Source organism: Gelidibacter mesophilus DSM 14095 (genome assembly GCF_000423005.1).
Lineage (GTDB): Bacteria > Bacteroidota > Bacteroidia > Flavobacteriales > Flavobacteriaceae > Gelidibacter > Gelidibacter mesophilus.
The window spans coordinates 598,358-619,154 of record NZ_AUHD01000001.1 but is presented as its reverse complement, the minus strand read 5'-3'; the positions used below and the strand labels follow the sequence as shown (position 1 = coordinate 619,154).

Sequence of the window (20,797 nt, the reverse complement as noted above, 5' to 3'; positions counted from 1 at the left end):
CGAAAAGACTCTCACGTTAATAATATAATAAAGTTCAAGCTTTATTGTTGAAAAAATTAAGCGTCTTAAATTTTAAGTGAAGCTCTAAACCCTTGTCCTGCATAATAAGATTGGGCACCATTATGATATATAAAAACCTGCCCAAATCTAAAATCAGCAAAAATAGCTCCTCCCAATGCCCTAATGTCTGATGGCGTTTTTAACCAATTGGATGTTTTGGAATCAAAAGTACCGAGTTGCTGTAGTGCTCGATACTCTTCTTCAGTTAAAATTTCAACGCCCATTTTCTCTGCCATATCAATAGCCGTGTGTTTTGGTGGATGTTCCTTTATTGATTCGAGTCCCTTACGATCGTAGCAAATACTGCGGCGACCTTTAGGGCTTTCTTCTGAACAATCCTGAAAAACAAACACATCGTTCAATTGCTCATAGCCCACAACATCAGGCTCACCTCCTGTTCGTTCCATTTCGTTGAGCGACCACAGTTTATTAGGACTTGTTTTTAAGCGCTTATCTATAGGAGTCCATTCCAGATCCTTATGTCGGTTGGAGTGATTTTCAAAGCGGGCTTTTAAAACCTCAAGAAGAGACTCAGATTGTTCTTTGGATAACGTACGCTGATTTACCATAACTAGAGCTGAATTCTGATGAAACAATTCATTCCTACGAAGTTAAATTATTCCGTAAAATTTAATGGCTTTGTATTCACATTTTTTTGGTGATGAAGCTTTTCTTTTGCCGTATTACTAAATAGAAGGTGTACTTGGATCTCTTCTAAATATTTCAATAACATCAAATAAAAGCACACAAAAAATTACCCAAATAAGTCCGGCAATATAGCCACCAGCAATATCCGAAGGAAAGTGGACACCAAGGTAAATACGACTAAGACCGATGCTCAAAATAAGTACCGCCAACAGTAAAATGACGGTGATTTTTAAAAAGATAGGAATCTTAAATCTGTAAAATAAAAACATTAAAAACCCATAAAATGCCATAGCACTCATGGCATGCCCACTAGGATAGCTTAATGTTTCAACTGAAACCATGTGTTCAATTCCCGGTCTTGCCCGGTCTATGAACCTTTTAAGAATAAGATTAGAAATGGCAGATAACGCTAAAACCAAAACGATTTGCACGGCATATTTCCAACGTTTATATACGAAAATAGACATGAAGGCAAATATACCCAAAACGATGGCATAGCCATAAATATCACCCACGTGGGTTACAAAAACAAAATATTTGGTAAGTGCGGGCGACCGATGCGCTATTACATATTCGGTGATTTTTTGGTCGTAATCTGCCAGTAGGTCTGACTTTAGCGTTTCCGTCAGTTCAATAAATAAGTTAATTCCACCAATCACAACAATTAAGGCAATAACTACGGTGATGATATAGGGCAGTGTGACATCATATTGATGAAATTTCTCTCTTAAAAAAGCTCCTATCTTGCTAATGAAGTGCCTAATGGCTTTTCTCATAAATTTTTGATGTTCAAAATTAAAATCTAAAAGTATAGATTTAAAAAACTAGTGTTGAGGCGCAAAATTTAACGAAAAAAATCTAAAGAAGTGAGCCTAAATGAAATTTATCTGATCGTTTCCAACGCTCTATTAGTTCTTTAAATCAATCTCTTTCAAATTCTCTATTCTGTTTCTCACCAAGAAATCATCTATCGTCTCAAAATGTTCAATAACTCTTTGATCTTTAAATTCGAAAACTTTTTGTGACAAACCTTGTAAAAAATCACGATCATGAGATACCAGTATCAAGGTGCCATCAAAATCTAAAAGTGCTTCTTTTAAAACGTCCTTAGACTTTAAATCCAAGTGATTGGTCGGCTCATCCAGAATCAATAAGTTAACAGGTTCGAGCAAAAGTTTTACCATGGCCAATCTTGTTTTTTCTCCACCGGATAACACACTTACTTTCTTATCAATATCATCGCCCTTAAACATAAACCGTCCAAGGATATTTTTAATTTGCGTTCTGACATCACCTTGTGCTACTTCATCCACGGTCTGGAAAATTGTCAAGCCTTCATCCAAAAGTGAGGCTTGATTTTGTGCAAAATAGCCTACTTTAACATTGTGGCCCAAATGGCAACTTCCTTCCACTTCAATTTCTCCCATAATGGCTTTGATCATAGTAGATTTTCCTTCACCATTTCGGCCTACAAAAGAGACTTTTTCGCCTCTTGAAATAGACATATTGGCGTTTTTAAACACAACATGCTCACCATAGGATTTTGATAAATCTTTTACAGTTACCGGATAATCTCCTGAACGTTGTGCTGGTGGAAATCTCAATTTCAAAGATGACGTATCAATATCATCCACTTCAATAATTTCCAATTTTTCAAGCATCTTCTCTCGTGAGTTCACTTGATTGGTTTTGGAGTAGGTGCCTTTAAAACGCTCAATAAATGCCATATTATCCGCAATAAACCGTTGTTGTTCCTGGTACGCTTTAATCTGATGAGAACGTCGGTCTTCACGCAATTGTAGATAATGGGAGTAATTGGCTTTATAATCATAAATACGCCCCATGGTCACTTCAATCGTTCTATTGGTGATATTGTCAATAAAAGCCTTATCGTGAGAAATGACCATCACCGCATTCGCCTTGTTGAGCAAGAAATCTTCGAGCCATATTACCGACTCAATGTCAATATGATTGGTAGGCTCATCCAAAAGAATCAAATCTGGCTTTTGCAACAATATTTTTGCCAATTCAATACGCATACGAAATCCACCACTAAACTCACTGGTCATTCTGGTAAAATCTTCCCGCTTAAAGCCTAATCCCGCCAATGCCTTTTCCACTTCAGCATCATAATTAACATCTTCAAGAGCATAATATTTTTCACCCAAATCTGATACTTTCTGAATAATTTTCATGTAGTCATCAGAATCATAATCTGTTCTGGTTTCTAAAGCTGTGTTCAATTGCTCCATTTCATCCCGCATTTCAAATACATGGGAAAAAGCTTTTGAAGCCTCTTCAAATACTGTACAGGCATCTTCAGTCAACAAATGCTGTGGCAAATAGGCAATGATCGCATCTTTTGGAAAACGGACGTGGCCTTTGGAGGGCTTTTGTTCGCCCGCAATAATTTTCATCATTGTAGATTTACCGGCACCATTTTTTCCCATCAGGGCAATTTTATCATTTTCATTGATAGTGAAAGACACCTCGCTAAATAAAGAAGTCCCACCAAATTCTACAGCTAAATTATCGACTGAAATCATAGATCTAATTTTAAAGTGGCAAAACTATAATTTATTTCGATAACTGCTGAGATTTAAATTCCAAACTTCACACGCCCGAAGTTCAATTAACTCCTAACTAAAGACCTCTTCCTTTTTATTAATCTCCCGCAGCTCTCGCAGGTTTTTGCGAAGAACTTCAAAATACTGCTGCGATAACCTTATAACGAATCTCATCTCCACTCATCCCAGATGCCCCAACCTGTAACTCATTTGCAATAAAAACGTTCCCTATTAAGATTTTTATTTCAAATCCATAAAATCCTTAGTATCTTTAGAACTGCTATGAATTCACTCACTAAAAAATACATCGAAACCCGTCAACGCACAGAAACGCTTTGTAAACCTTTACAGATTGAGGATTATACGCCGCAATCTGCAATTTTCTCAAGTCCTCCCAAATGGCACATCGCCCACGTATCCTGGTTTTTTGAAGAGATGATTTTAAAAAATTACGTGCCTAAGCATAAGGTTTTTAATAAGGATTTTGGGTTTTTATTTAATAGTTATTACAACAGCATTGGAGAACGGATTGAACGGGATAACAGAGGTTTGTTGACCCGCCCAAAAATTGAGGCCGTTTACGATTTTCGCACTTATGTGGATAAAGCGATGATAAAATTATTGGAATCAACTACTGATGAAAACGTCATATCCTTAACCATTTTAGGAATCAATCACGAGCAGCAACATCAAGAATTATTGCTTTCAGATATCAAATATACGTTAGCACTGAACCCATTGTACCCAAAACTTTATGATCAAAATTATGTCAATCATTTTAATAAAAATGAAGATTGGTTAAACATTGATGAAGGTATTTATACCATTGGTCATGCCAGCGATGATTTTTGTTTTGACAACGAATTGGGCGTGCATCGCGTGTTTTTGGAATCCTTTGAAATTTCAAACGGCCTTGTCACTTATGGTGATTTTATGGCATTTATAAACGATGATGGCTACAAACAACCCAAATATTGGTTGGATGAAGGTTGGTTTTGGATCAACGATAATAAAATAGAACATCCCTTATATTGGAAAAAATCGAATAGGCAATGGCACCATTATACGTTGTCTGGTTTAGAAAGCATCAACAAGAATGCTGTCTTGACCCATATTTCATTTTATGAAGCCTCAGCCTATGCGCAATGGAAAGGTTGTCGATTGCCTACAGAATTTGAATGGGAAGTCGCCTCAAATCAATTAAATTGGGGTACGCATTGGGAATGGACCAATAGTGCCTACTTGCCTTATCCTAAATTTCAAACGGCCAAAGGAGCCGTAGGCGAATACAATGGCAAATTCATGATCAATCAGATGGTGTTGCGTGGTGCATCCAATGCAACCGCACCTGGCCATAGCCGTCACACCTATAGAAATTTCTTCCATCCCCACGCCCAATGGCAATTTTCAGGAATCAGACTCGCAAAATAATATATGAACCACAACTTTCAGAAAGACATCAACGCTGGCTTGAGTGCCTCAAACAAAACGCTATCTTCAAAATATTTCTATGATAAAATTGGTGACGCCCTGTTCGTCGAAATCATGAATATGCCAGAATATTATCTCACTAAAGCGGAGCTTGATATTTTCAAAAATCAAAATAAAGAGCTCATAAACGCTCTAAAACTTGATAAAACCACATTTTTCGAACTTGTAGAATTAGGTGCTGGGGATGGTACAAAAACAAAGCAATTATTGAAGGCCCTAGACGACTTAAATTATGACTTCAGATATGCACCTATTGATATATCTGATAATGCACTAAAGCAATTAAAGACATCCATTAACAAAGAATTACCAAAAGTTCAGACCGAGCCAAAGCAAGGTGATTATTTTGACGTGCTAGGTAGTTTAAAGACCGCTGAACATCCAATTGTGGTCTTATTTTTAGGTTCAAATATTGGAAATCTTCCCGATGCAAGGGCAAAGGAATTTATTCAGAAATTAGATAAGAATTTAAAAATAGGAGATAAAGTTGTATTGGGTGTGGATTTGATAAAGCCAAAATCCGTTGTTCTTCCTGCCTATAATGACGCACAGGGCATAACTAAGCGCTTCAATCTGAATTTATTAGCACGAATCAATAAAGAATTGGATGCCAATTTTGATATCGAGACTTTTGAGCACCAACCAGAATACAACGAAGACGAAGGTATTGCCAGAAGTTTTTTGGTAAGTACAAAAGATCAAACCGTGACTATTAATAGTTTAGAAAAAACTTTCACCTTTAAAAAAGGTGAAAAAATTCACATGGAAACCAGCAGAAAATATAACGACCAGATTTTGAACGGAATTTTGCAAGGCTCAGCCCTAAAGATTACTGGCCGACTGACAGACTCGAAAGATCTTTTTGCGGATTATATACTTATGAAAATTTAATCTGTTGCGGTTACCCCATTAGTATTATTTATTCTTTTCCTCAATCCATTTAGCCATATACTTGGTAGATTGAAGTGTATGGTGCTGCAACATTTCACCGGTGAAGTTATTATGGCGATGGTTTTGAAGCTGCTGAATGGTATTTTTGATTGTGGTAAAAAATCGATTTTGAAAAATCGCTTTATCGAATCTCTCGTTGAGAATTCTAAATCCAAAATCCTGCTTGTCGTTCCAAATAGCCGCGTTACGGTATAGTAACGCCGCTTTTTCTGCAAATAATTCTGGTGTATTTTCTATAAAACCATTCGGTTGCATTTCTCCAAACATCCCTTCGGCAGCAATAGAGGTCATTATACAAGGTGTTCCATTGTTCATGGCATCAATAAGCTTTCCTTTAAGTCCTGCACCAAAGCGCAATGGTGCCAAGCACACTCGTGAGTTGGCCATGACCGTGTTCACATCAGTAGCGAAACCTTTAATTAAAATCCCACTTTTAACATCCTGTAACTGATTTACTTTTTGAGAGGCATAAGCACCATAAACATGCAATTCAGCATTAGGCAAATGCGCTCTGAGCAATGGCCAAATTGATTCTTTCAAATATAAAATGGAATTATAATTAGGCTCATGCAAAAAATTTCCGATGGTTATAAAATGCGCTCGATTTTTATATTCGGGAAGTTTAGACATCTCTTGATCAGAAATCAGATCGAGTTGGAACGGTAGATAAAACAAGAGATTATGAGGGATTCTGAAATCAGTCTTTAAAATAGCCATTTCCACTTCTGAAATAATCAGACTCAGATCAGATCTATAAATACTCGCCATCTCACGTTTTGAAAAGTCATTGAACAGATAAGATTTATCAAATTCATTTCCATCTTTAAACGCTTGATGTCTCCCCTTTCGCAAACAGTGCAAATCTTCAGTATCGAGGACTCTTAAAGCATTTGGACAATTTTCTGCGACGCGCCATCCAAATTGTTCTTCGGTCATAAACCGATCAAAAAGTACCACATCTGGATGATAGCTCTTGACAAATTGGTCAAAACTAGAATGGTTCATCTCAATATTGGCCTGCACAACACCAATTTCAGAAAGATCAAAAGCATTCGCACTCTTGGCACAGGTACTCGCAAAAATGATTTCGTAATCCTTCTTTTGAAAGACCTTTATGAGTTGCATCATCCTGGTCCCTGCTGCAGAACTTCTGGGTTCAGGCCATACATGACCAATGATAAGTAATTTATTTTTCATAGAATACATCGGAGCTTGAAACTAAAAATCTGGAATTTGCCTGCCTCTCGGCAGACAGGGAATTTGGATGTTTACTGTGGTCTCGGTCCCAAGCTGTATTTCAGTCTCACTTTTTTACCCCAATCTACAACCGCAGCTATTTGGGCATCGGTCAAATTCGCTTCTTTGTGTGTAAATGTATAAGATTCTAATGGCATTTCTTTTTGTTCTACCATTTCAATAAGCTCTTCAAACTTATGGTCTTTCTTTTTTATCGAATACCCATCCCAAGCGGACATATCAAAATGTTTCTTTCCATCAGCAACATGGTCTGCCAACCAATAATTTATGGGTGTTATTTTATTATACCAAGGATAACGCGTCACATCACTATGACAATCTAGGCAGCTTTCTTTAAGAATAGCTTCCACCTCTTTTGACGGATTTGTATCACTAAAAAATGGCTCCACAGAGGATAGATCTCCCAGATTTTTTTCAGGGCCAAAAAATTGTGCCCCTATAAAAATGATCAGGAATAAAAGCAATAGTTTTTTTAGAATCTTCATTTTGATTAGTTTTAGGCATAAAAGTAAGAAAACTGGTGACTACCGACCAACTTTATGCTGAATTAAACTATGTGAGCCACTCACGTGCCAACAGATTAAAATATGCGAATTTAATTCTCTCGCAACGCGAATTGATTCCTGATTTACTGGACATCCTTTTTATGGTAGATGACCTAATTTCGTGTAGGGCCGCTTGGGTTCTGGAATTTATGTGCGGCCAAAAACTTGAAAGTATTATTCCGCATTTAGATCAATTTACTGAACACGTGCATAATGTTCATTTAGATTCCGCCGTGCGACCGGTTGCCAAAATTTGTGAATATTTAAGTAAAGCCTATTATTCAAAAACCACAAATAGCCTCCAAGATGTTTTGACCCACACGCATCAGGAGCGGATTATTGAGGTTTGTTTTGATTGGTTGATCAATGATGGAAAAATTGCTCCTAAAGCATATGCCATGAATGCACTCTATCTTTTTGGAAAAGACTTTGATTGGATCCACCCAGAATTGGCAATCCTTTTAGAACGAGATTTTCAGATGCAAAGTTCTGGATTTAAAGCACGCGCACGTCATATTTTGAATAAGATAAGACAAGTTTGAAGGAGAAAGCACGGAAACCAAAACAAAGGTCATAAGGTCATGAGACCATGCTATATATGTTATCTCAAAATTTAGAATCAACCCAAACATCAAGATTTCGGATAAATCCACTTTTCATACGTTTTATTCAAAGATACTTCAAGCTTCTGGCTTCTTACTTCTCACTAACTTTACTATCTTTACAACTTCTTTTTAACACAACCAAATAACACAATCAATGTCCTTATCCACTTTAAATGCCATTTCTCCAATTGATGGGAGATACAGAAATAAAATCAACAGTTTAGCCAATTATTTTTCTGAGGAAGCACTCATTAAATATCGAGTACAAGTAGAAATCGAGTATTTTATTGCCTTATGCGAAATTCCATTGCCTCAATTAAAAGATTTTGATACTTCAAAATTTGAGAACCTAAGAGCTATTTATACTCAGTTTTCAACAGAAGATGCATTAGAAATCAAGGACATTGAAAAGGTCACAAACCATGATGTTAAAGCGGTTGAATATTTTATAAAAGCGAAATTCGACAAGCTCAATTTAAATGCTTACAAAGAATTTATCCATTTTGGACTGACCTCTCAAGACATCAACAATACTGCAGTTCCTTTGAGTATTAAGGAAGCGATGAATGACGTTTATGTGCCTGAGTACATGAATGTTGTCAAAAAACTTAAAGAGCTTTCAAAAGAATGGGCAAATATCCCAATGTTGGCACGTACCCATGGGCAACCCGCATCACCTACACGATTGGGTAAAGAAATTGAAGTATTTGCTGTGCGTTTGGAAGAGCAATTCAATTTACTGAATGACATTCCTAGTGCCGCAAAATTTGGTGGCGCCACCGGAAATTTCAATGCGCATAAAGTTGCTTACCCAACTATTGAATGGAAAGCTTTTGGAACCGAATTTGTTCAAGAAAAATTAGGCTTGCAGCACTCCTTCCCTACCACGCAAATTGAACATTATGACCATATGGCGGCATTGTTTGATGCGCTCAAACGCATCAATACCATTCTCATAGATTTGGATAGAGATATCTGGACCTATGTCTCCATGGATTATTTTAAACAAAAAATTAAAGAAGGTGAAGTTGGCAGTAGTGCCATGCCACACAAAGTCAATCCTATCGATTTTGAAAACAGTGAAGGGAATTTAGGAATCGCCAATGCTATTTTTGAACATTTATCAGCAAAACTCCCTATTTCACGATTGCAGCGGGATTTGACCGATAGTACGGTATTAAGAAACGTTGGCGTGCCTTTTGGACATACTTTGATCGCTTTTAAGAGCACTTTAAAAGGATTGGACAAGTTGGTATTGAACGAGCCAAAATTTCAGGAAGACTTAGAAAACAATTGGGCTGTAGTAGCCGAAGCCATCCAAACTATTTTAAGAAGAGAAGCCTATCCAAATCCGTATGAAGCTTTAAAAGGCTTGACACGAACCAATACCAAGATCAATCAAAAGTCAATTGCAGACTTCATTAACACTTTAGAAGTTTCTAACGCTATAAAGGAAGAACTGAAACAAATTACACCAAGTAATTACACTGGAATATAGAAGATGACCCGCATAGATTATATAGGACGTGCACTGACAATAATCATTTCTTCCGGCTTTTTTGTTGCTGGAGTTTTTGACGTGCTTGATAATTTTGTAATAAAATATCTACTGTTTGCAAGTTTCATTAGCGTAGTCTTATATATGTTTTTCAAATTATATCAAAATGAAAATCACCCAAAAGTTTAAACACTCTTGGGTGATTTTTCCTATGAATTCCTCAATTTAGGCTTATCCAAAAATCTATTATTTAAAAAATTCAGTAAATTGGCCGAGTTGTGATTCGTTAATATTTGCTTTATCCAATGCAGATGCTAAAGTCATGATTTTATCAGGACTCATATCATTTCCCAAAATCCTGACAATAGCAAAACCTTTATTTTCAATAGTTCCAAATAAAATAAACTCTTCAACGTCATCTTCCTTTCCCAAAATTTTGATGACAAATTTTCCATCTTCCGGATTACCACCTCGCATCAATTCTTCATATTTAGGATGAGCTAAGATGGTATTTACCTTGGCCATTTCAGCTTCATATTCTATAAGGTTTTCCGATTTCATCCTATAAGCCAACAGATTCAGTTTTTGAATGGATTTATAGGCATCCTGCTGGTCTTGAGTCAGATGTTCTGGATCAATATTTAACATGCTAAGTGGCACATCTACCGAAAGAAAGTTAGGCTGCTCCTGCTTGTCAACATAATAACTCTGTAAGGATGGCCCTTGATTGCAACTGTTTAACGTTACCACCAAGAGCACCATTCCTATAAAATTTTTGACTAATGAGATCATAATTATTGTTTTTTACCTTTTCCCGCTTTTTCAAGATGCTCACCACCTGGAACGTTCATTTTACTTGTGATCTTAGAAATCTCTCTCAAATCAACATCACCAATGATGGAGACGACAATAGTTTCGAGTTCTCTCTTTTCGCCATTGATTTCGATATTGGCATCTTTGGTCAATTCTTTCAAACCATTGACATACATCAACAATTCTTTGACATGATTTTCATCGCGACCTTCTTTGACATAAAATTTCACCGACTGGTTTCCATCTTTAAAGCGCATCAATTCGTCTAATTTTGAACTACCAATATATTTCTCAGTATCTGCCGCCATGCTTTTTGAAATCCCTACATCACCAGTACTCAACACCTTAATACTCTCAATTTTCTTGACCATATCCAAAAAGCCTTGAGCTTCCGGATCTTCAAGATCCACATCAATAGTGGCAATCATTTTAAACATTTTTTGACTGATCACACCGGATGTAACACCCTTCATAGATTCATATTTATCAAAAAAGCTTTGTCCAAATGATACCATTGGCGCAATCATAATGGCCAATAAAACAACTGTCTTTTTACTCAGGTCAGTCTTAGTTTGAAGATATGCCTGAAGGTTTTTTAAATTTTTCATAATTTCTTTATTTATTAGGTTATTCGCTTTTAATAATTTTGTTTGTTGCTTTGTTAAATTCTTTGATATAGCTTAGGTTTTCAGCACCTTCATTCAATTTGGAGGACACTAAACTCAAAGCCTCTAAATTGTCAGTGCCTTTATTAAATTTTGAGGACACTAAGCTAAAGACTTCAATAGTTTGGTTATAGGCCATCAATTGTTCATGACTCAAATCGTCCAAAGTGGTTTTTTGATTCATTTGATGCACTTGAAAATAGCCTCCTACCATAAGAACTGCAATCGCTGCGACAGAAATCCACTGGTACATTTTTGTACGTTTAGGTTGTAATGGAACGTCTTTGGTAAACTGTTCTTGTTTTGTGTGTTTCACATATTGAAACAATAACTTATAAGATTCTAAATGTGCAGGCACATTCTCTCTAGAAAAATAGGCTCTTATTTTGGCTTCTTCGGCCAAAGTTGTTTCAGCGTTATCATACTTTTCTAAAAGTTGTTCTATATTATCTAATGCCATAATTATGTTTATTAGTCAATTTTTCTCGTATTGTCTTTCTTGCTCTTGATAGAGCCACTCTTACTGCGGTTTCGTTCATTTCCAAAACCTTCGCAATCTCATCAAACTCATAGTCTTCAACATCCCTGAGCTGTACAATTATTTTTTGTTGTTCTGGCAACTCCTCCATAATCTTAGAAACCCAATTGAGGCTATCGTTAAGTTCAACTTGTTTCTGTAAGGAAATGTTATGATCTTCATAATTACTATGGACAATCTTTAAGTTTTGGGCCTGTTTTGATTTTAACCGATCCAAACATAAATTCTTGGTCATCGTCATTGAAAAAGCTTCAACATTTCTATAATCTTCAATCTTTTTCTTGTTGTTCCATAACTTTATTAAAATCTCCTGTGTAGCATCCTCAGCCTCTTCATTTGAAACCAAAAGTCTTTTTGCAAGTCGATAGATCTTATCCTTAAAAGGCAATACTAATTTTACGAAATCAGTCTGTGTCATTATGGTTAGTTTTACAACAAGTGAGTTAAACCTGTTTCTATCTTTACGACGGAGCAGATTCTATTTTGTTACAAATAATTTTGATTTTATAATAATGTAAGGAAATTTCGAGTTAAATTACCGACCAATAAATTGTAAATAAAATAAAAGCCCAATGAAAGTTTTAAAATTTGCCCTTTTTGCACTTGTTGTATTTAGCTTAAATGTAAGCTGTTCAAAAGATAAAGACGACGACCCTGCGCCTCCAGCAGTCGTTAAAGATGAAGTCAATGATTTTGTCTGGACCGCAATGAATATTTTTTATCTCTACAAGGCCGAAATTCCAAACTTAGCAGATGACCGATTTGCAACAGATGAGGCTTATACTACCTATATCAACGGATTTGAGGAACCAGAAGATTTGTTTGAAAGTCTCATTTTTCAAAGAGAAGTCGTTGACCGTTTTAGCTTTATAACCCCAGACTATATTGCCTTAGAGCAGCAGTTTCAAGGTGTTTTCAAGAGCAATGGTTTAGAGTCTAACTATTATTATCAGCCTGGAAGTGATAGCAAAGTGTTTGGTGTTATCCGTTTGGTATTGAACGATAGTGAAGCAAGCGCCGCTGGTTTAAAGCGCGGACAGGCGTTTAACGCTATTGATGGCGTTCCGATGACGGTTGAGAATTTCAACGATTTGTTAAGTAATGATACTTATACGATAAATTTTGCCAACTATAATAGCAATGGAACCGCAGATCAAGATGATGATAGTGTTGACTCAACTTCAGAATCAGCAACATTGACCAAGAAACCGTATACTGAAAATCCTGTTCACACCTCCAAAGTATTGGATATTAACGGTTCTAAAATTGGTTATTTAATGTATACTAGTTTTACGAGTAATTATGACGCTCAATTAAATGAAGCTTTCGGTCAATTTAAATCGGCTGGCGTACAGCATTTGGTGTTAGATTTAAGATATAATGGCGGTGGATCTGTAAATACAGCTGCACTTTTAGGCAGTATGATTACCGGTCAATTTAATGGCGAGGTTTTTTCTAAGCTTGTTTGGAATGAAAATTTACAAGCCGAAAACACTCTGTACAATTTTAAAAATAATGACGCCAATTCCGGTGGTGCAATCAATTCGCTAAATTTGGATAAAGTTTATGTATTGACTACCAACCGCACAGCTTCGGCCAGCGAGCTGATTATTAACAGTCTCGCTCCTTATATTACGGTTGTCCAAATTGGGGATAGAACAACTGGGAAATCCCAAGCTTCTGTTACGCTATATGACTCTGATAATTTTACGCGTCAAAACGCAAATCCTAGACATACCTATGCACTGCAACCTTTAGTGGCCCTCTCTGTAAATAAAAATGATGTCCGTGTACCACCAAATGGTTTGTTAAATGATATGGAGCAGTTCAGAATGAGAGAATCTGTAAATAATCTTGGCACTTTAGGAGAAACAACAGAGCCTTTTCTAGCAAAAGCTATTGCTGATATTACGGGCAGTGGACGCGCATTCCCTTCAATTGATAGAAATCCAGCACCAATTAAAGACCATGTTGATCTGAAAATATCGGATAATGAAATGTATATTGATCTGGATGAAAACATTTCTGTTTTTAGAAAATTTCAATAAATATCTACGATGAATATTAACGCATTGTGGAACGGAGAAAGTGACCTTTACAATAGCGCGAAAGTTCAATTTTAAGATTTCGCAAATCCGAAAGTGTTGGAATACTAATTTTTAAATATGCTAAAAGCCGCTGTAGAGCGGCTTTTTTTTTGAGTCCAGCCATATGGCCAACATTTAGAGTTCCAGAGCAACCACTGCTATAAGCAGAAAGTAATATAAAATAGGACATGTTCTCAAGAATATAGCATACGATTGTCGATATCCCATAGCTCATAATACTTGCAGACTGCACCGGTTTAAAAACCTAGGAGGGGTTATATATTCAATTAAATAATCCTATTTTTGAGGTGAAAAATAAATGTTTTGAAAAAACTCTCAATTTTATTAGTGTATCTGGTTCTTTTAAACTGTAAAGAAGATAAAAAACCGACGCCTCAATTGCCAACTATAACCACCACAAACACCTCAATTTCCTATGCTAAAGGTTTTACAATCCAAGAGTATCAGGATTTTAAAGTTTTGGAAATAAATAATCCATGGCCAAAATCCGATAAGAGTTTTCGATATGCGTTGGTCAACAAAGAAATGGCTGCTAAAATCACTTTAAATAAGGATGATTTTGACGGTATTTTGATCACTCCAATTGAAAACATAGTGGTCACTTCCACTACTCATATTCCAGGGTTAGAATTGTTAAATGTGGAGAACACTCTGGTCGGTTTTCCGGATTCAAAATATGTGTCTTCTGAAAAAACAAGAGCCCTTATTGATAAAGGTGCCGTAAGGGAATTGGGCAAAAATGAAAGCATCAATACCGAAGTCCTTTTGGAATTAAGACCTGATTTGGTGATTGGCTTTGGAATTGATGGTAACAACAAAACCTTTGACAATATACAAAAAGCGGGAATCCCTGTGGTATTTAATGGGGACTGGGTAGAAGCTTCGCCATTGGCAAAAGCAGAATGGCTCAAGTTTTTTGGAGTTCTCTACAATAAAGAAAAGAAAGCCGATTCTATTTTTAGATCAATTGAAACCAATTATTTAGATGCCAAAAAGATTGCCCAAAATGTAACTCAAAAACCAACTATATTGAGTGGTGCTATGTATAAGGATATATGGTATTTACCAAGTGGGACCAGTTCTGAAGGCATTCTTCTAAAAGATGCGAACACCAATTACCTATGGAGCGAAACAACAGACAAAGGCAGTCTTTCTCTCAATTTTGAGAAGGTTTTTGATAAGGCCAAAGACGCCGATATTTGGATTAGTCCATCTTATTATTCAAGTTTAGAAGCTATCGAAAAAGCAAACGCCCATTATACCAAGTTCAAAGCTTTCCAAAATAAGGAGGTGTACTCATTTGTGAATACTACAGGCAAAACGGGTGGTGTATTATATTTTGAAATGGGCATGTCCCGACCAGATTTGGTTTTAAAAGATTTAATTAAAATCGCCCATCCTGAATTGTTGGAAGGTTATGAAGCTTATTTTTTTGAACGTTTGAAATAATCCATTTAGTTCATACCTGACAGGTTTTAGAAACCTATCAGGTCTCAAATTTATGAACAACAACTATACATATCCATTCTTAACATTGATAGCGTTGCTTATCATTTGTTTTTTCGTAAACATTAGTTTAGGGTCTGTATCCATTCCTATCAAAGCTATTTCTGGGAGTTTAATTGGTAATATAGAAAATGAATCGTGGCAATACATCGTTCAGGATTATCGTTTACCCAAAGCGTTTACCGCTATTTTGGTGGGTTCAGGCTTAGGGATTTCGGGATTGTTGATGCAAACTTTATTCAGAAACCCTTTGGCGGGACCATTTGTTTTAGGTATCAGTTCTGGTGCTAGTTTAGGTGTGGCTCTGGTCATCTTGGGATCTGGTTTGTTTGGAGGTGTATTGGCGAGTGTATTGATGTCCAAATGGAGCATTGTTATTGCGGCAAGCTTAGGAAGTTTCTTAGTGTTATTGGCGGTTATATTAGTCTCTTTACGCGTTAGAGATACCATGGCTATTCTTATCATAGGTTTAATGTTTGGAAGCATCACTTCAGCAGTAGTCAGTGTACTCTCCTATTTTAGTTCGGCGGAACAATTACAACAATATATTTTTTGGGGTTTTGGGAGTTTGGGAAACTTGTCCTGGAGCGAGCTTTTCATTTTCTTTTTAATTTATTTAGCCGGTATTTTGATGACCATCGTTAGCATAAAAGGATTGAACACGCTTTTATTAGGTGAGAATTATGCCAAAAGCCTTGGTTTAAACTTAAAACAAAGCCGGCTTATCATTATAATAGCGACGAGCTTATTAGCAGGGACAATTACGGCATTTGCAGGTCCGATTGCGTTTATTGGCTTGGCGATTCCGCATATAACCCGCCAAATCTTCCCGACCTCGAACCATAAAACCTTGTTGCCCGCAGTCTTTCTTTTTGGAGCGATTGTGATGCTCATTTGTGATAGTATTGCACAATTGCCAACTAGTGATTATACGCTGCCTATTAATGCCATTACCTCTTTGGTTGGCGCACCTGTGGTGATCTGGTTACTGGTAAGAAAACGGAAAATGTTTTTTTAGAGGGATAATCCTGACAGGTGAAGGGTGACAGACGATTGAAGGACCAAAGACTGAGAATTGGGGATTGAAGATCGAGGATTGAGGAATAGTACCGATAAAATAATTAGAAGCATACAATTAAATCCATGACAACAGGACAGCGACATATCGTTCTTGAAACCAAAAACCTTACTATTGGTTATACTTCCAAAAAAAAGGAGAATGTGATAGCTGATGCTATCAATATTACATTAGAAAGAGGGCAACTCGTAGGTTTGGTAGGTGCTAACGGTATTGGTAAATCAACGCTATTACGTACTTTGACCAATGTTCAAGAACCGTTGCACGGTGCAGTTTATATAAATTCTCAACTCCTATCCGATTACGAGCCGGTAGCTTTAGCCAAACAACTGAGCCTTGTGTTGACGGAACAAATCACTTCAAAAAATCTTTCCGTTTTTGAATTGGTTGCGTTAGGAAGACAACCTTATACCAATTGGGTGGGAAATTTATCCCAAAATGATATTGAGATCACTAATAAAGCAATAGATCAGACCAATATTGAAGCTTTAAAAACCAAAAAATGCTTTGAATTAAGCGACGGACAACTTCAAAAAGTGATGATTGCCCGCGCGATGGCCCAAGATACCGACTTGATAATTTTGGACGAGCCCACCACGCATCTTGACATGTACCATAAAGCCTATATCCTAAAACTACTTCAGAAATTAACTAAAGAAACGGGTAAAACCATTTTATTTTCTTCTCATGAAATTGATTTGGCCATACAGCTATGTGACACGATGATTGTAATGACCAACAATAAAGTCGTTTCAGGACAGCCATGTCATCTCATATCGAATGGCACATTTAAATCTTTATTTCCTGAAGATCTCATTGTATTCGATGAAAATTCGGGCTCATTTAAGGTGAGAAAATAAATTTCATTGGTCTATGCACAGAATTCTGTATTTTTTATTTATAAAAATCAGAATGCTCTAAGTTTCCAAGACTGTGCCTCATGCTTCCAATTTTCATTCACTACCTAAAAACAGTTCTTCAGCAATCGTCAGTCAAAAAAAATCTATCTTTGATAAAATTGATTTTTTAAATGAACGACAGCATCATCCTCATTATTTCCATTCTTATTTCTAGCGGTATTGGCGCTTATATTGGTTTTACCATTAGCAAACTCAAAAGTAAAGGCCAACAAAGTACGCTTGAAGAACGTATTATTAATCTTCAACAACAGTTACAAGATTCAAAAGCGCAGTTTACTTTAGAAGCTCAAAGAATGGAACAACAAAATGAAGTTCAGCTTCTGTCGCTAAAGGAAAACCTGAGCAAAGTGGAAAATGATCGCGAATTTATCCGTAGTGAAAAGGAATTTCTAAATACGGAGCTGGCACGTAAGAATTCAGACTTTGAAAATCTTGCTTTAAAAAATCAGGAACAAAAAGCGGAGGTTGAAAAGTTACAGGAAAAGTTCTCGAAGGAATTTGAAAATTTAGCCAATAAGATCCTTGATGAAAAATCGAGTAAATTCACGGTTCAGAACAAAGAAAACATTGACGCCATTTTAAAACCATTACAGGAAAAAATTCAACATTTTGAAAAACGTGTCGAGGAAACCAATAAGGAAGACATCACCAGGAGCGCTGATTTACGCAGGCAGATTCTTGGTCTTAAAGAGCTCAACGAGCAAATGAGCAAAGAGACTACCAATTTAACCAAAGCACTAAAAGGCGACACCAAAATGCAAGGTAATTGGGGGGAATTGGTTTTGGAACGTGTTATGGAACGCAGTGGTTTACAAAAAGATAGTGAATATTTTATACAGCGAAGTTTTACTACGGACGATGGTAAACGCGTGATGCCGGACGTGGTCATTTCTCTGCCTGGAGATAAAAAGATGATTGTTGACTCAAAAGTATCTTTAGTGGCTTATGAACGCTATATCAATGAAATTGATGAATCAGAACGCACCTTACATTTAAAAAACCATCTGATATCGGTTAGAAAACGAGTACGTGAATTGGGCGAAAAAAATTACCACCAACTCTATGATATGGAAAGCCCTGATTTTGTGTTGTTGTTCATTCCTATCGAATCTGCTTTTGCCATTGCTTCTATGGAATACCCCGCCTTGTATAGCGATGCCTTTGAGAAAAATATTATTATTGTCACACCAACTACACTACTTGCCGTTTTAAAAACGATAGACAGTATGTGGCAAAACGAAAAGCAAAAGGCGAACGCCATAGAAATTGCCACACAAGCAGGACGTCTGTATGATTCCTTTGTGAATTTGACTGAAGAACTGGTCAAGGTTGGCACTCAGATAGGCACTGTTCAAAAATCTTATGAAAGTGCAATGGTCAAATTAACAGGAAAAGGAAACTTGATCAAACGGGTGGAAACCCTAAAAGCACTAGGTGCCAAGGCCAGCAAACAACAAAACGAGAAACTTTTAAAACGCGCCATTGATGACGAATAAAATGACAGACCAATCCAACTATAAAGAAGTAGATGCCTCAAGAATCTTAATTTCTGAATTGATGCAACCCTCCAATTCCAATTTTAACGGAAAGATTCATGGCGGTTATATTCTTAATCTAATGGATCAGATTGCCTTTGCATGTGCTTCAAAACATTCCAAAACCTATTGTGTTACAGCCTCTGTAGATACCGTTGATTTTTTAAATCCCATTGAGATTGGAGAGTTGGTGACCATGAAAGCCTCTATTAATTATGTAGGAAATACCTCTATGGTGGTTGGGATTAGAGTAGAAGCTGAAAACATTAGAACAGGTGCCATAAAACATTGTAATTCTTCATATTTTACTATGGTTGCCAAAGATGATGATGGTAAATCTGTAGAAGTTCCAGGCCTCATTTTAAACGACAAACAAGAAATCAGACGCTTTTTAAAATGTTTAAAACGTAATGATATGAAACGCTTAAGACGAAAAGAGTTTAAAGAGAAAAACTTTTCTTCAGAGAATTATTTACATATTTTAGAAGATTACAAAGTTAAGGTTGCGATTCCATAACTTGTATATCTTAGAAATAAATGATATATTTGAATATCATCTAAAAAAGTGATAATAAATAATATCACATATAAATATGATAATATAATTTATCATCTATAGAGATGATAGTAAAGACAACTTTCAAACTAAGCGGATATGACAAGTATTTTGACCGGGGACATTATAAAATCAAGATCCATCAAGAATCCTGAACTATGGCTTTCTACCTTAAGAGAAGCATTAGCCGCATGTGCCCAAAACGATGCTCAATGGGAAATATATAGAGGCGACAGCTTTCAATTGGAACTAGAGGATATTGCTGAAAGTCTTAAAGCGGCCATATACATTAAAGCCTGTATAAAAACCATAAAAGGATTGGATGTAAGAATAGCTATAGGTATAGGCGTAAAAACATTTAGTGGAAAAAGTATTGTAGAATCCAACGGCGAAGCATTTCAATTTTCTGGCGAGACTTTAGAAAACTTAAAAAAAGAAAAAGTCAATCTAAAAATCAAGACCACAAACCAAAAATTTGATCAAGAAGTTAATTTATACTTTAAACTAGCCTTAGCCATCATGGATGATTGGACGCCTAATTCTGCTGAAATTGTGAAATTACATATGGAGCAACCACAGGCGCTTCAAGAAGAACTTGGTAAGCATATTGGCATCAATCAAAATGCTGTGAGCGGAAGGCAGAAACGCGCGCATATGGACCTCATTATGCAATTGGAACAACTTTATCGTCAAAAAATAACACAGCTACTCGCATGATACTGATAAAAATTATCCTCGCACATCTTATTGGAGATTTCTTCCTTCAACCCTATTCTTGGGTCAAAGAAAAGGAGGAGAAAAAATTAAAATCACCAAAGCTCTATCTGCATGTACTCATCCATATCGTTTTATTGTTTCTCATTCTATGGGATGTTTCAAAATGGCCATTAATTCTAATCATTGGTATCTCACATTTTATCATTGACGCTTTAAAGCTCACTCTCCAAAAGAAAAAGACCATTCGGATATTATTCTTTGTAGATCAAGTGTTACACATTCTGGTCATTTTAGCTGTCTATTGGATTTTTGAAGCAAATACTGTTGATTTGGATGCCATAATTACAGATCAAACACTTCTGCTCCTAACCTGTATATTGTTCTTAACCATTCCCGTATCCATCATTATGAAGACCATCTTTTTAAAATGGAATATTTCAAAGCTAACTGAAGGCAATGAATCACTTAAAGATGCAGGAAAATATATAGGAATTTTAGAACGTGTACTGGTTTTTGTTTTCGTGATCTTAAATCATTGGGAAGCTGTAGGATTTCTGATCACCGCTAAATCTGTATTCCGGTTTGGCGATCTTAAAGAATCAAAGGAACGTAAGTTGACAGAGTATATACTAATTGGAACCCTGATTAGTTTTGGGATTGCCATATTAATTGGACTTTTGTACCTAATGAGCATTCCCTCCATTGCATAAAAAAACCATCAACACAAAATCAATGTTGA

21 protein-coding genes are annotated in these 20,797 nt (G+C 36.3%); 12 read left to right on the top strand and 9 right to left on the bottom strand.

Annotated elements, in window-relative coordinates:
• Positions 1-65: 65 nt before the first annotated feature.
• The 3 genes from G525_RS0102915 to G525_RS0102905 all read right to left on the bottom strand — a co-directional run bounded on the left by G525_RS0102915 (position 66) and on the right by G525_RS0102905 (position 3,254).
• On the bottom strand, positions 66-629 hold the full coding sequence (locus G525_RS0102915) for a DUF4256 domain-containing protein (protein WP_027124822.1): 564 nt from the start codon (positions 627-629) through the stop codon (positions 66-68).
• A 117-nt stretch (positions 630-746) separates the two neighbouring features.
• Complete coding sequence (locus G525_RS0102910; protein ID WP_027124821.1) at positions 747-1,484, bottom strand: phosphatase PAP2 family protein; 738 nt, start codon at positions 1,482-1,484, stop codon at positions 747-749.
• 132 nt (positions 1,485-1,616) lie between these two features.
• Positions 1,617-3,254 carry an ABC-F family ATP-binding cassette domain-containing protein gene (locus G525_RS0102905; RefSeq protein ID WP_027124820.1) on the bottom strand — a complete coding sequence of 546 codons (1,638 nt, stop codon included), beginning with the start codon at positions 3,252-3,254 and terminating at the stop codon, positions 1,617-1,619.
• 303 nt (positions 3,255-3,557) lie between these two features.
• On the opposite strand from G525_RS0102905, the gene egtB reads away from it, so the two are divergent.
• Both egtB and G525_RS0102895 read left to right on the top strand, forming a co-directional pair.
• Entirely contained in the window at positions 3,558-4,706 is a 1,149-nt protein-coding gene (egtB, locus tag G525_RS0102900; protein ID WP_027124819.1) for an ergothioneine biosynthesis protein EgtB, read from the top strand.
• 3 nt (positions 4,707-4,709) lie between these two features.
• Complete coding sequence (locus G525_RS0102895) at positions 4,710-5,657, top strand: L-histidine N(alpha)-methyltransferase (RefSeq protein WP_027124818.1); 948 nt, start codon at positions 4,710-4,712, stop codon at positions 5,655-5,657.
• Positions 5,658-5,681: 24 nt separating this feature from the next.
• On the opposite strand, the gene G525_RS0102890 is transcribed toward G525_RS0102895, so the two are convergent.
• Both G525_RS0102890 and G525_RS0102885 read right to left on the bottom strand, forming a co-directional pair.
• Positions 5,682-6,914 (bottom strand): glycosyltransferase, encoded by a 1,233-nt coding sequence (locus tag G525_RS0102890; protein ID WP_027124817.1) that lies wholly within the window; start codon positions 6,912-6,914, stop codon positions 5,682-5,684.
• A gap of 71 nt (positions 6,915-6,985) precedes the next feature.
• A complete protein-coding gene (locus tag G525_RS0102885; RefSeq protein ID WP_027124816.1) occupies positions 6,986-7,459 on the bottom strand; it encodes a heme-binding domain-containing protein in 474 nt (157 codons plus the stop codon).
• Positions 7,460-7,494: 35 nt separating this feature from the next.
• Between G525_RS0102885 and G525_RS0102880 the strand changes: the two genes are divergently transcribed.
• Together G525_RS0102880 and purB are read left to right on the top strand one after the other, a co-directional pair.
• The gene (locus G525_RS0102880; protein WP_027124815.1) at positions 7,495-8,061 is read left to right on the top strand and encodes a hypothetical protein; all 567 of its coding nucleotides are present in this window, start codon (positions 7,495-7,497) and stop codon (positions 8,059-8,061) included.
• A gap of 217 nt (positions 8,062-8,278) precedes the next feature.
• Positions 8,279-9,622, top strand: a complete 1,344-nt coding sequence (gene purB, locus G525_RS0102875) for an adenylosuccinate lyase (RefSeq protein ID WP_027124814.1) — start codon at positions 8,279-8,281, stop codon at positions 9,620-9,622.
• 246 nt (positions 9,623-9,868) lie between these two features.
• Here purB and G525_RS0102865 read toward each other — a convergent pair whose 3' ends face one another.
• The 4 genes from G525_RS0102865 to G525_RS0102850 are packed head-to-tail and all read right to left on the bottom strand — an operon-like array spanning position 9,869 to position 12,056.
• A complete protein-coding gene (locus G525_RS0102865; protein WP_027124812.1) occupies positions 9,869-10,414 on the bottom strand; it encodes a DUF4252 domain-containing protein in 546 nt (181 codons plus the stop codon).
• A gap of 2 nt (positions 10,415-10,416) precedes the next feature.
• The gene (locus tag G525_RS20060; RefSeq protein WP_051209708.1) at positions 10,417-11,043 is read right to left on the bottom strand and encodes a DUF4252 domain-containing protein; all 627 of its coding nucleotides are present in this window, start codon (positions 11,041-11,043) and stop codon (positions 10,417-10,419) included.
• 19 nt (positions 11,044-11,062) lie between these two features.
• A complete protein-coding gene (locus G525_RS0102855; RefSeq protein WP_027124810.1) occupies positions 11,063-11,560 on the bottom strand; it encodes a hypothetical protein in 498 nt (165 codons plus the stop codon).
• Positions 11,547-12,056 (bottom strand): RNA polymerase sigma factor, encoded by a 510-nt coding sequence (locus tag G525_RS0102850; protein WP_027124809.1) that lies wholly within the window; start codon positions 12,054-12,056, stop codon positions 11,547-11,549. Before G525_RS0102850 ends, G525_RS0102855 begins: the two co-directional genes overlap by 14 nt.
• 154 nt (positions 12,057-12,210) lie before the next feature.
• On the opposite strand from G525_RS0102850, the gene G525_RS0102845 reads away from it, so the two are divergent.
• From G525_RS0102845 to G525_RS0102810, 8 genes are all read left to right on the top strand, one after another.
• On the top strand, positions 12,211-13,686 hold the full coding sequence (locus G525_RS0102845) for a S41 family peptidase (RefSeq protein WP_027124808.1): 1,476 nt from the start codon (positions 12,211-12,213) through the stop codon (positions 13,684-13,686).
• 363 nt (positions 13,687-14,049) lie between these two features.
• Positions 14,050-15,195, top strand: a complete 1,146-nt coding sequence (locus G525_RS0102840) for an ABC transporter substrate-binding protein (RefSeq protein ID WP_027124807.1) — start codon at positions 14,050-14,052, stop codon at positions 15,193-15,195.
• A 52-nt stretch (positions 15,196-15,247) separates the two neighbouring features.
• Complete coding sequence (locus tag G525_RS0102835; RefSeq protein ID WP_027124806.1) at positions 15,248-16,270, top strand: FecCD family ABC transporter permease; 1,023 nt, start codon at positions 15,248-15,250, stop codon at positions 16,268-16,270.
• Between the two features lie 125 nt (positions 16,271-16,395).
• Positions 16,396-17,190, top strand: a complete 795-nt coding sequence (locus tag G525_RS0102830) for an ABC transporter ATP-binding protein (RefSeq protein WP_027124805.1) — start codon at positions 16,396-16,398, stop codon at positions 17,188-17,190.
• Between the two features lie 170 nt (positions 17,191-17,360).
• Positions 17,361-18,746 (top strand): DNA recombination protein RmuC, encoded by a 1,386-nt coding sequence (locus G525_RS0102825; RefSeq protein ID WP_027124804.1) that lies wholly within the window; start codon positions 17,361-17,363, stop codon positions 18,744-18,746.
• Positions 18,736-19,302 carry an acyl-CoA thioesterase gene (locus G525_RS0102820; protein WP_245577715.1) on the top strand — a complete coding sequence of 189 codons (567 nt, stop codon included), beginning with the start codon at positions 18,736-18,738 and terminating at the stop codon, positions 19,300-19,302. The genes G525_RS0102825 and G525_RS0102820 overlap by 11 nt, the downstream gene beginning before the upstream one ends.
• A gap of 138 nt (positions 19,303-19,440) precedes the next feature.
• The gene (locus G525_RS0102815; protein ID WP_027124802.1) at positions 19,441-20,058 is read left to right on the top strand and encodes a hypothetical protein; all 618 of its coding nucleotides are present in this window, start codon (positions 19,441-19,443) and stop codon (positions 20,056-20,058) included.
• On the top strand, positions 20,055-20,768 hold the full coding sequence (locus G525_RS0102810) for a DUF3307 domain-containing protein (protein WP_027124801.1): 714 nt from the start codon (positions 20,055-20,057) through the stop codon (positions 20,766-20,768). The genes G525_RS0102815 and G525_RS0102810 overlap by 4 nt, the downstream gene beginning before the upstream one ends.
• Positions 20,769-20,797: the final 29 nt, after the last annotated feature.

Bases quoted from the DNA above. Each gene is read 5' to 3' on its own strand.
- G525_RS0102915 (WP_027124822.1), bottom strand. From the start codon at position 629: ATGGTAAATCAGCGTACGTTATCCAAAGAACAATCTGAGTCTCTTCTT.
- G525_RS0102910 (WP_027124821.1), bottom strand. From the start codon at position 1,484: ATGAGAAAAGCCATTAGGCACTTCATTAGCAAGATAGGAGCTTTTTTA.
- G525_RS0102905 (WP_027124820.1), bottom strand. From the start codon at position 3,254: ATGATTTCAGTCGATAATTTAGCTGTAGAATTTGGTGGGACTTCTTTA.
- egtB (WP_027124819.1), top strand. From the start codon at position 3,558: ATGAATTCACTCACTAAAAAATACATCGAAACCCGTCAACGCACAGAA.
- G525_RS0102895 (WP_027124818.1), top strand. From the start codon at position 4,710: ATGAACCACAACTTTCAGAAAGACATCAACGCTGGCTTGAGTGCCTCA.
- G525_RS0102890 (WP_027124817.1), bottom strand. From the start codon at position 6,914: ATGAAAAATAAATTACTTATCATTGGTCATGTATGGCCTGAACCCAGA.
- G525_RS0102885 (WP_027124816.1), bottom strand. From the start codon at position 7,459: ATGAAGATTCTAAAAAAACTATTGCTTTTATTCCTGATCATTTTTATA.
- purB (WP_027124814.1), top strand. From the start codon at position 8,279: ATGTCCTTATCCACTTTAAATGCCATTTCTCCAATTGATGGGAGATAC.
- G525_RS0102865 (WP_027124812.1), bottom strand. From the start codon at position 10,414: ATGATCTCATTAGTCAAAAATTTTATAGGAATGGTGCTCTTGGTGGTA.
- G525_RS20060 (WP_051209708.1), bottom strand. From the start codon at position 11,043: ATGAAAAATTTAAAAAACCTTCAGGCATATCTTCAAACTAAGACTGAC.
- G525_RS0102855 (WP_027124810.1), bottom strand. From the start codon at position 11,560: ATGGCATTAGATAATATAGAACAACTTTTAGAAAAGTATGATAACGCT.
- G525_RS0102850 (WP_027124809.1), bottom strand. From the start codon at position 12,056: ATGACACAGACTGATTTCGTAAAATTAGTATTGCCTTTTAAGGATAAG.
- G525_RS0102845 (WP_027124808.1), top strand. From the start codon at position 12,211: ATGAAAGTTTTAAAATTTGCCCTTTTTGCACTTGTTGTATTTAGCTTA.
- G525_RS0102835 (WP_027124806.1), top strand. From the start codon at position 15,248: ATGAACAACAACTATACATATCCATTCTTAACATTGATAGCGTTGCTT.
- G525_RS0102830 (WP_027124805.1), top strand. From the start codon at position 16,396: ATGACAACAGGACAGCGACATATCGTTCTTGAAACCAAAAACCTTACT.
- G525_RS0102825 (WP_027124804.1), top strand. From the start codon at position 17,361: ATGAACGACAGCATCATCCTCATTATTTCCATTCTTATTTCTAGCGGT.
- G525_RS0102820 (WP_245577715.1), top strand. From the start codon at position 18,736: ATGACGAATAAAATGACAGACCAATCCAACTATAAAGAAGTAGATGCC.
- G525_RS0102815 (WP_027124802.1), top strand. From the start codon at position 19,441: ATGACAAGTATTTTGACCGGGGACATTATAAAATCAAGATCCATCAAG.
- G525_RS0102810 (WP_027124801.1), top strand. From the start codon at position 20,055: ATGATACTGATAAAAATTATCCTCGCACATCTTATTGGAGATTTCTTC.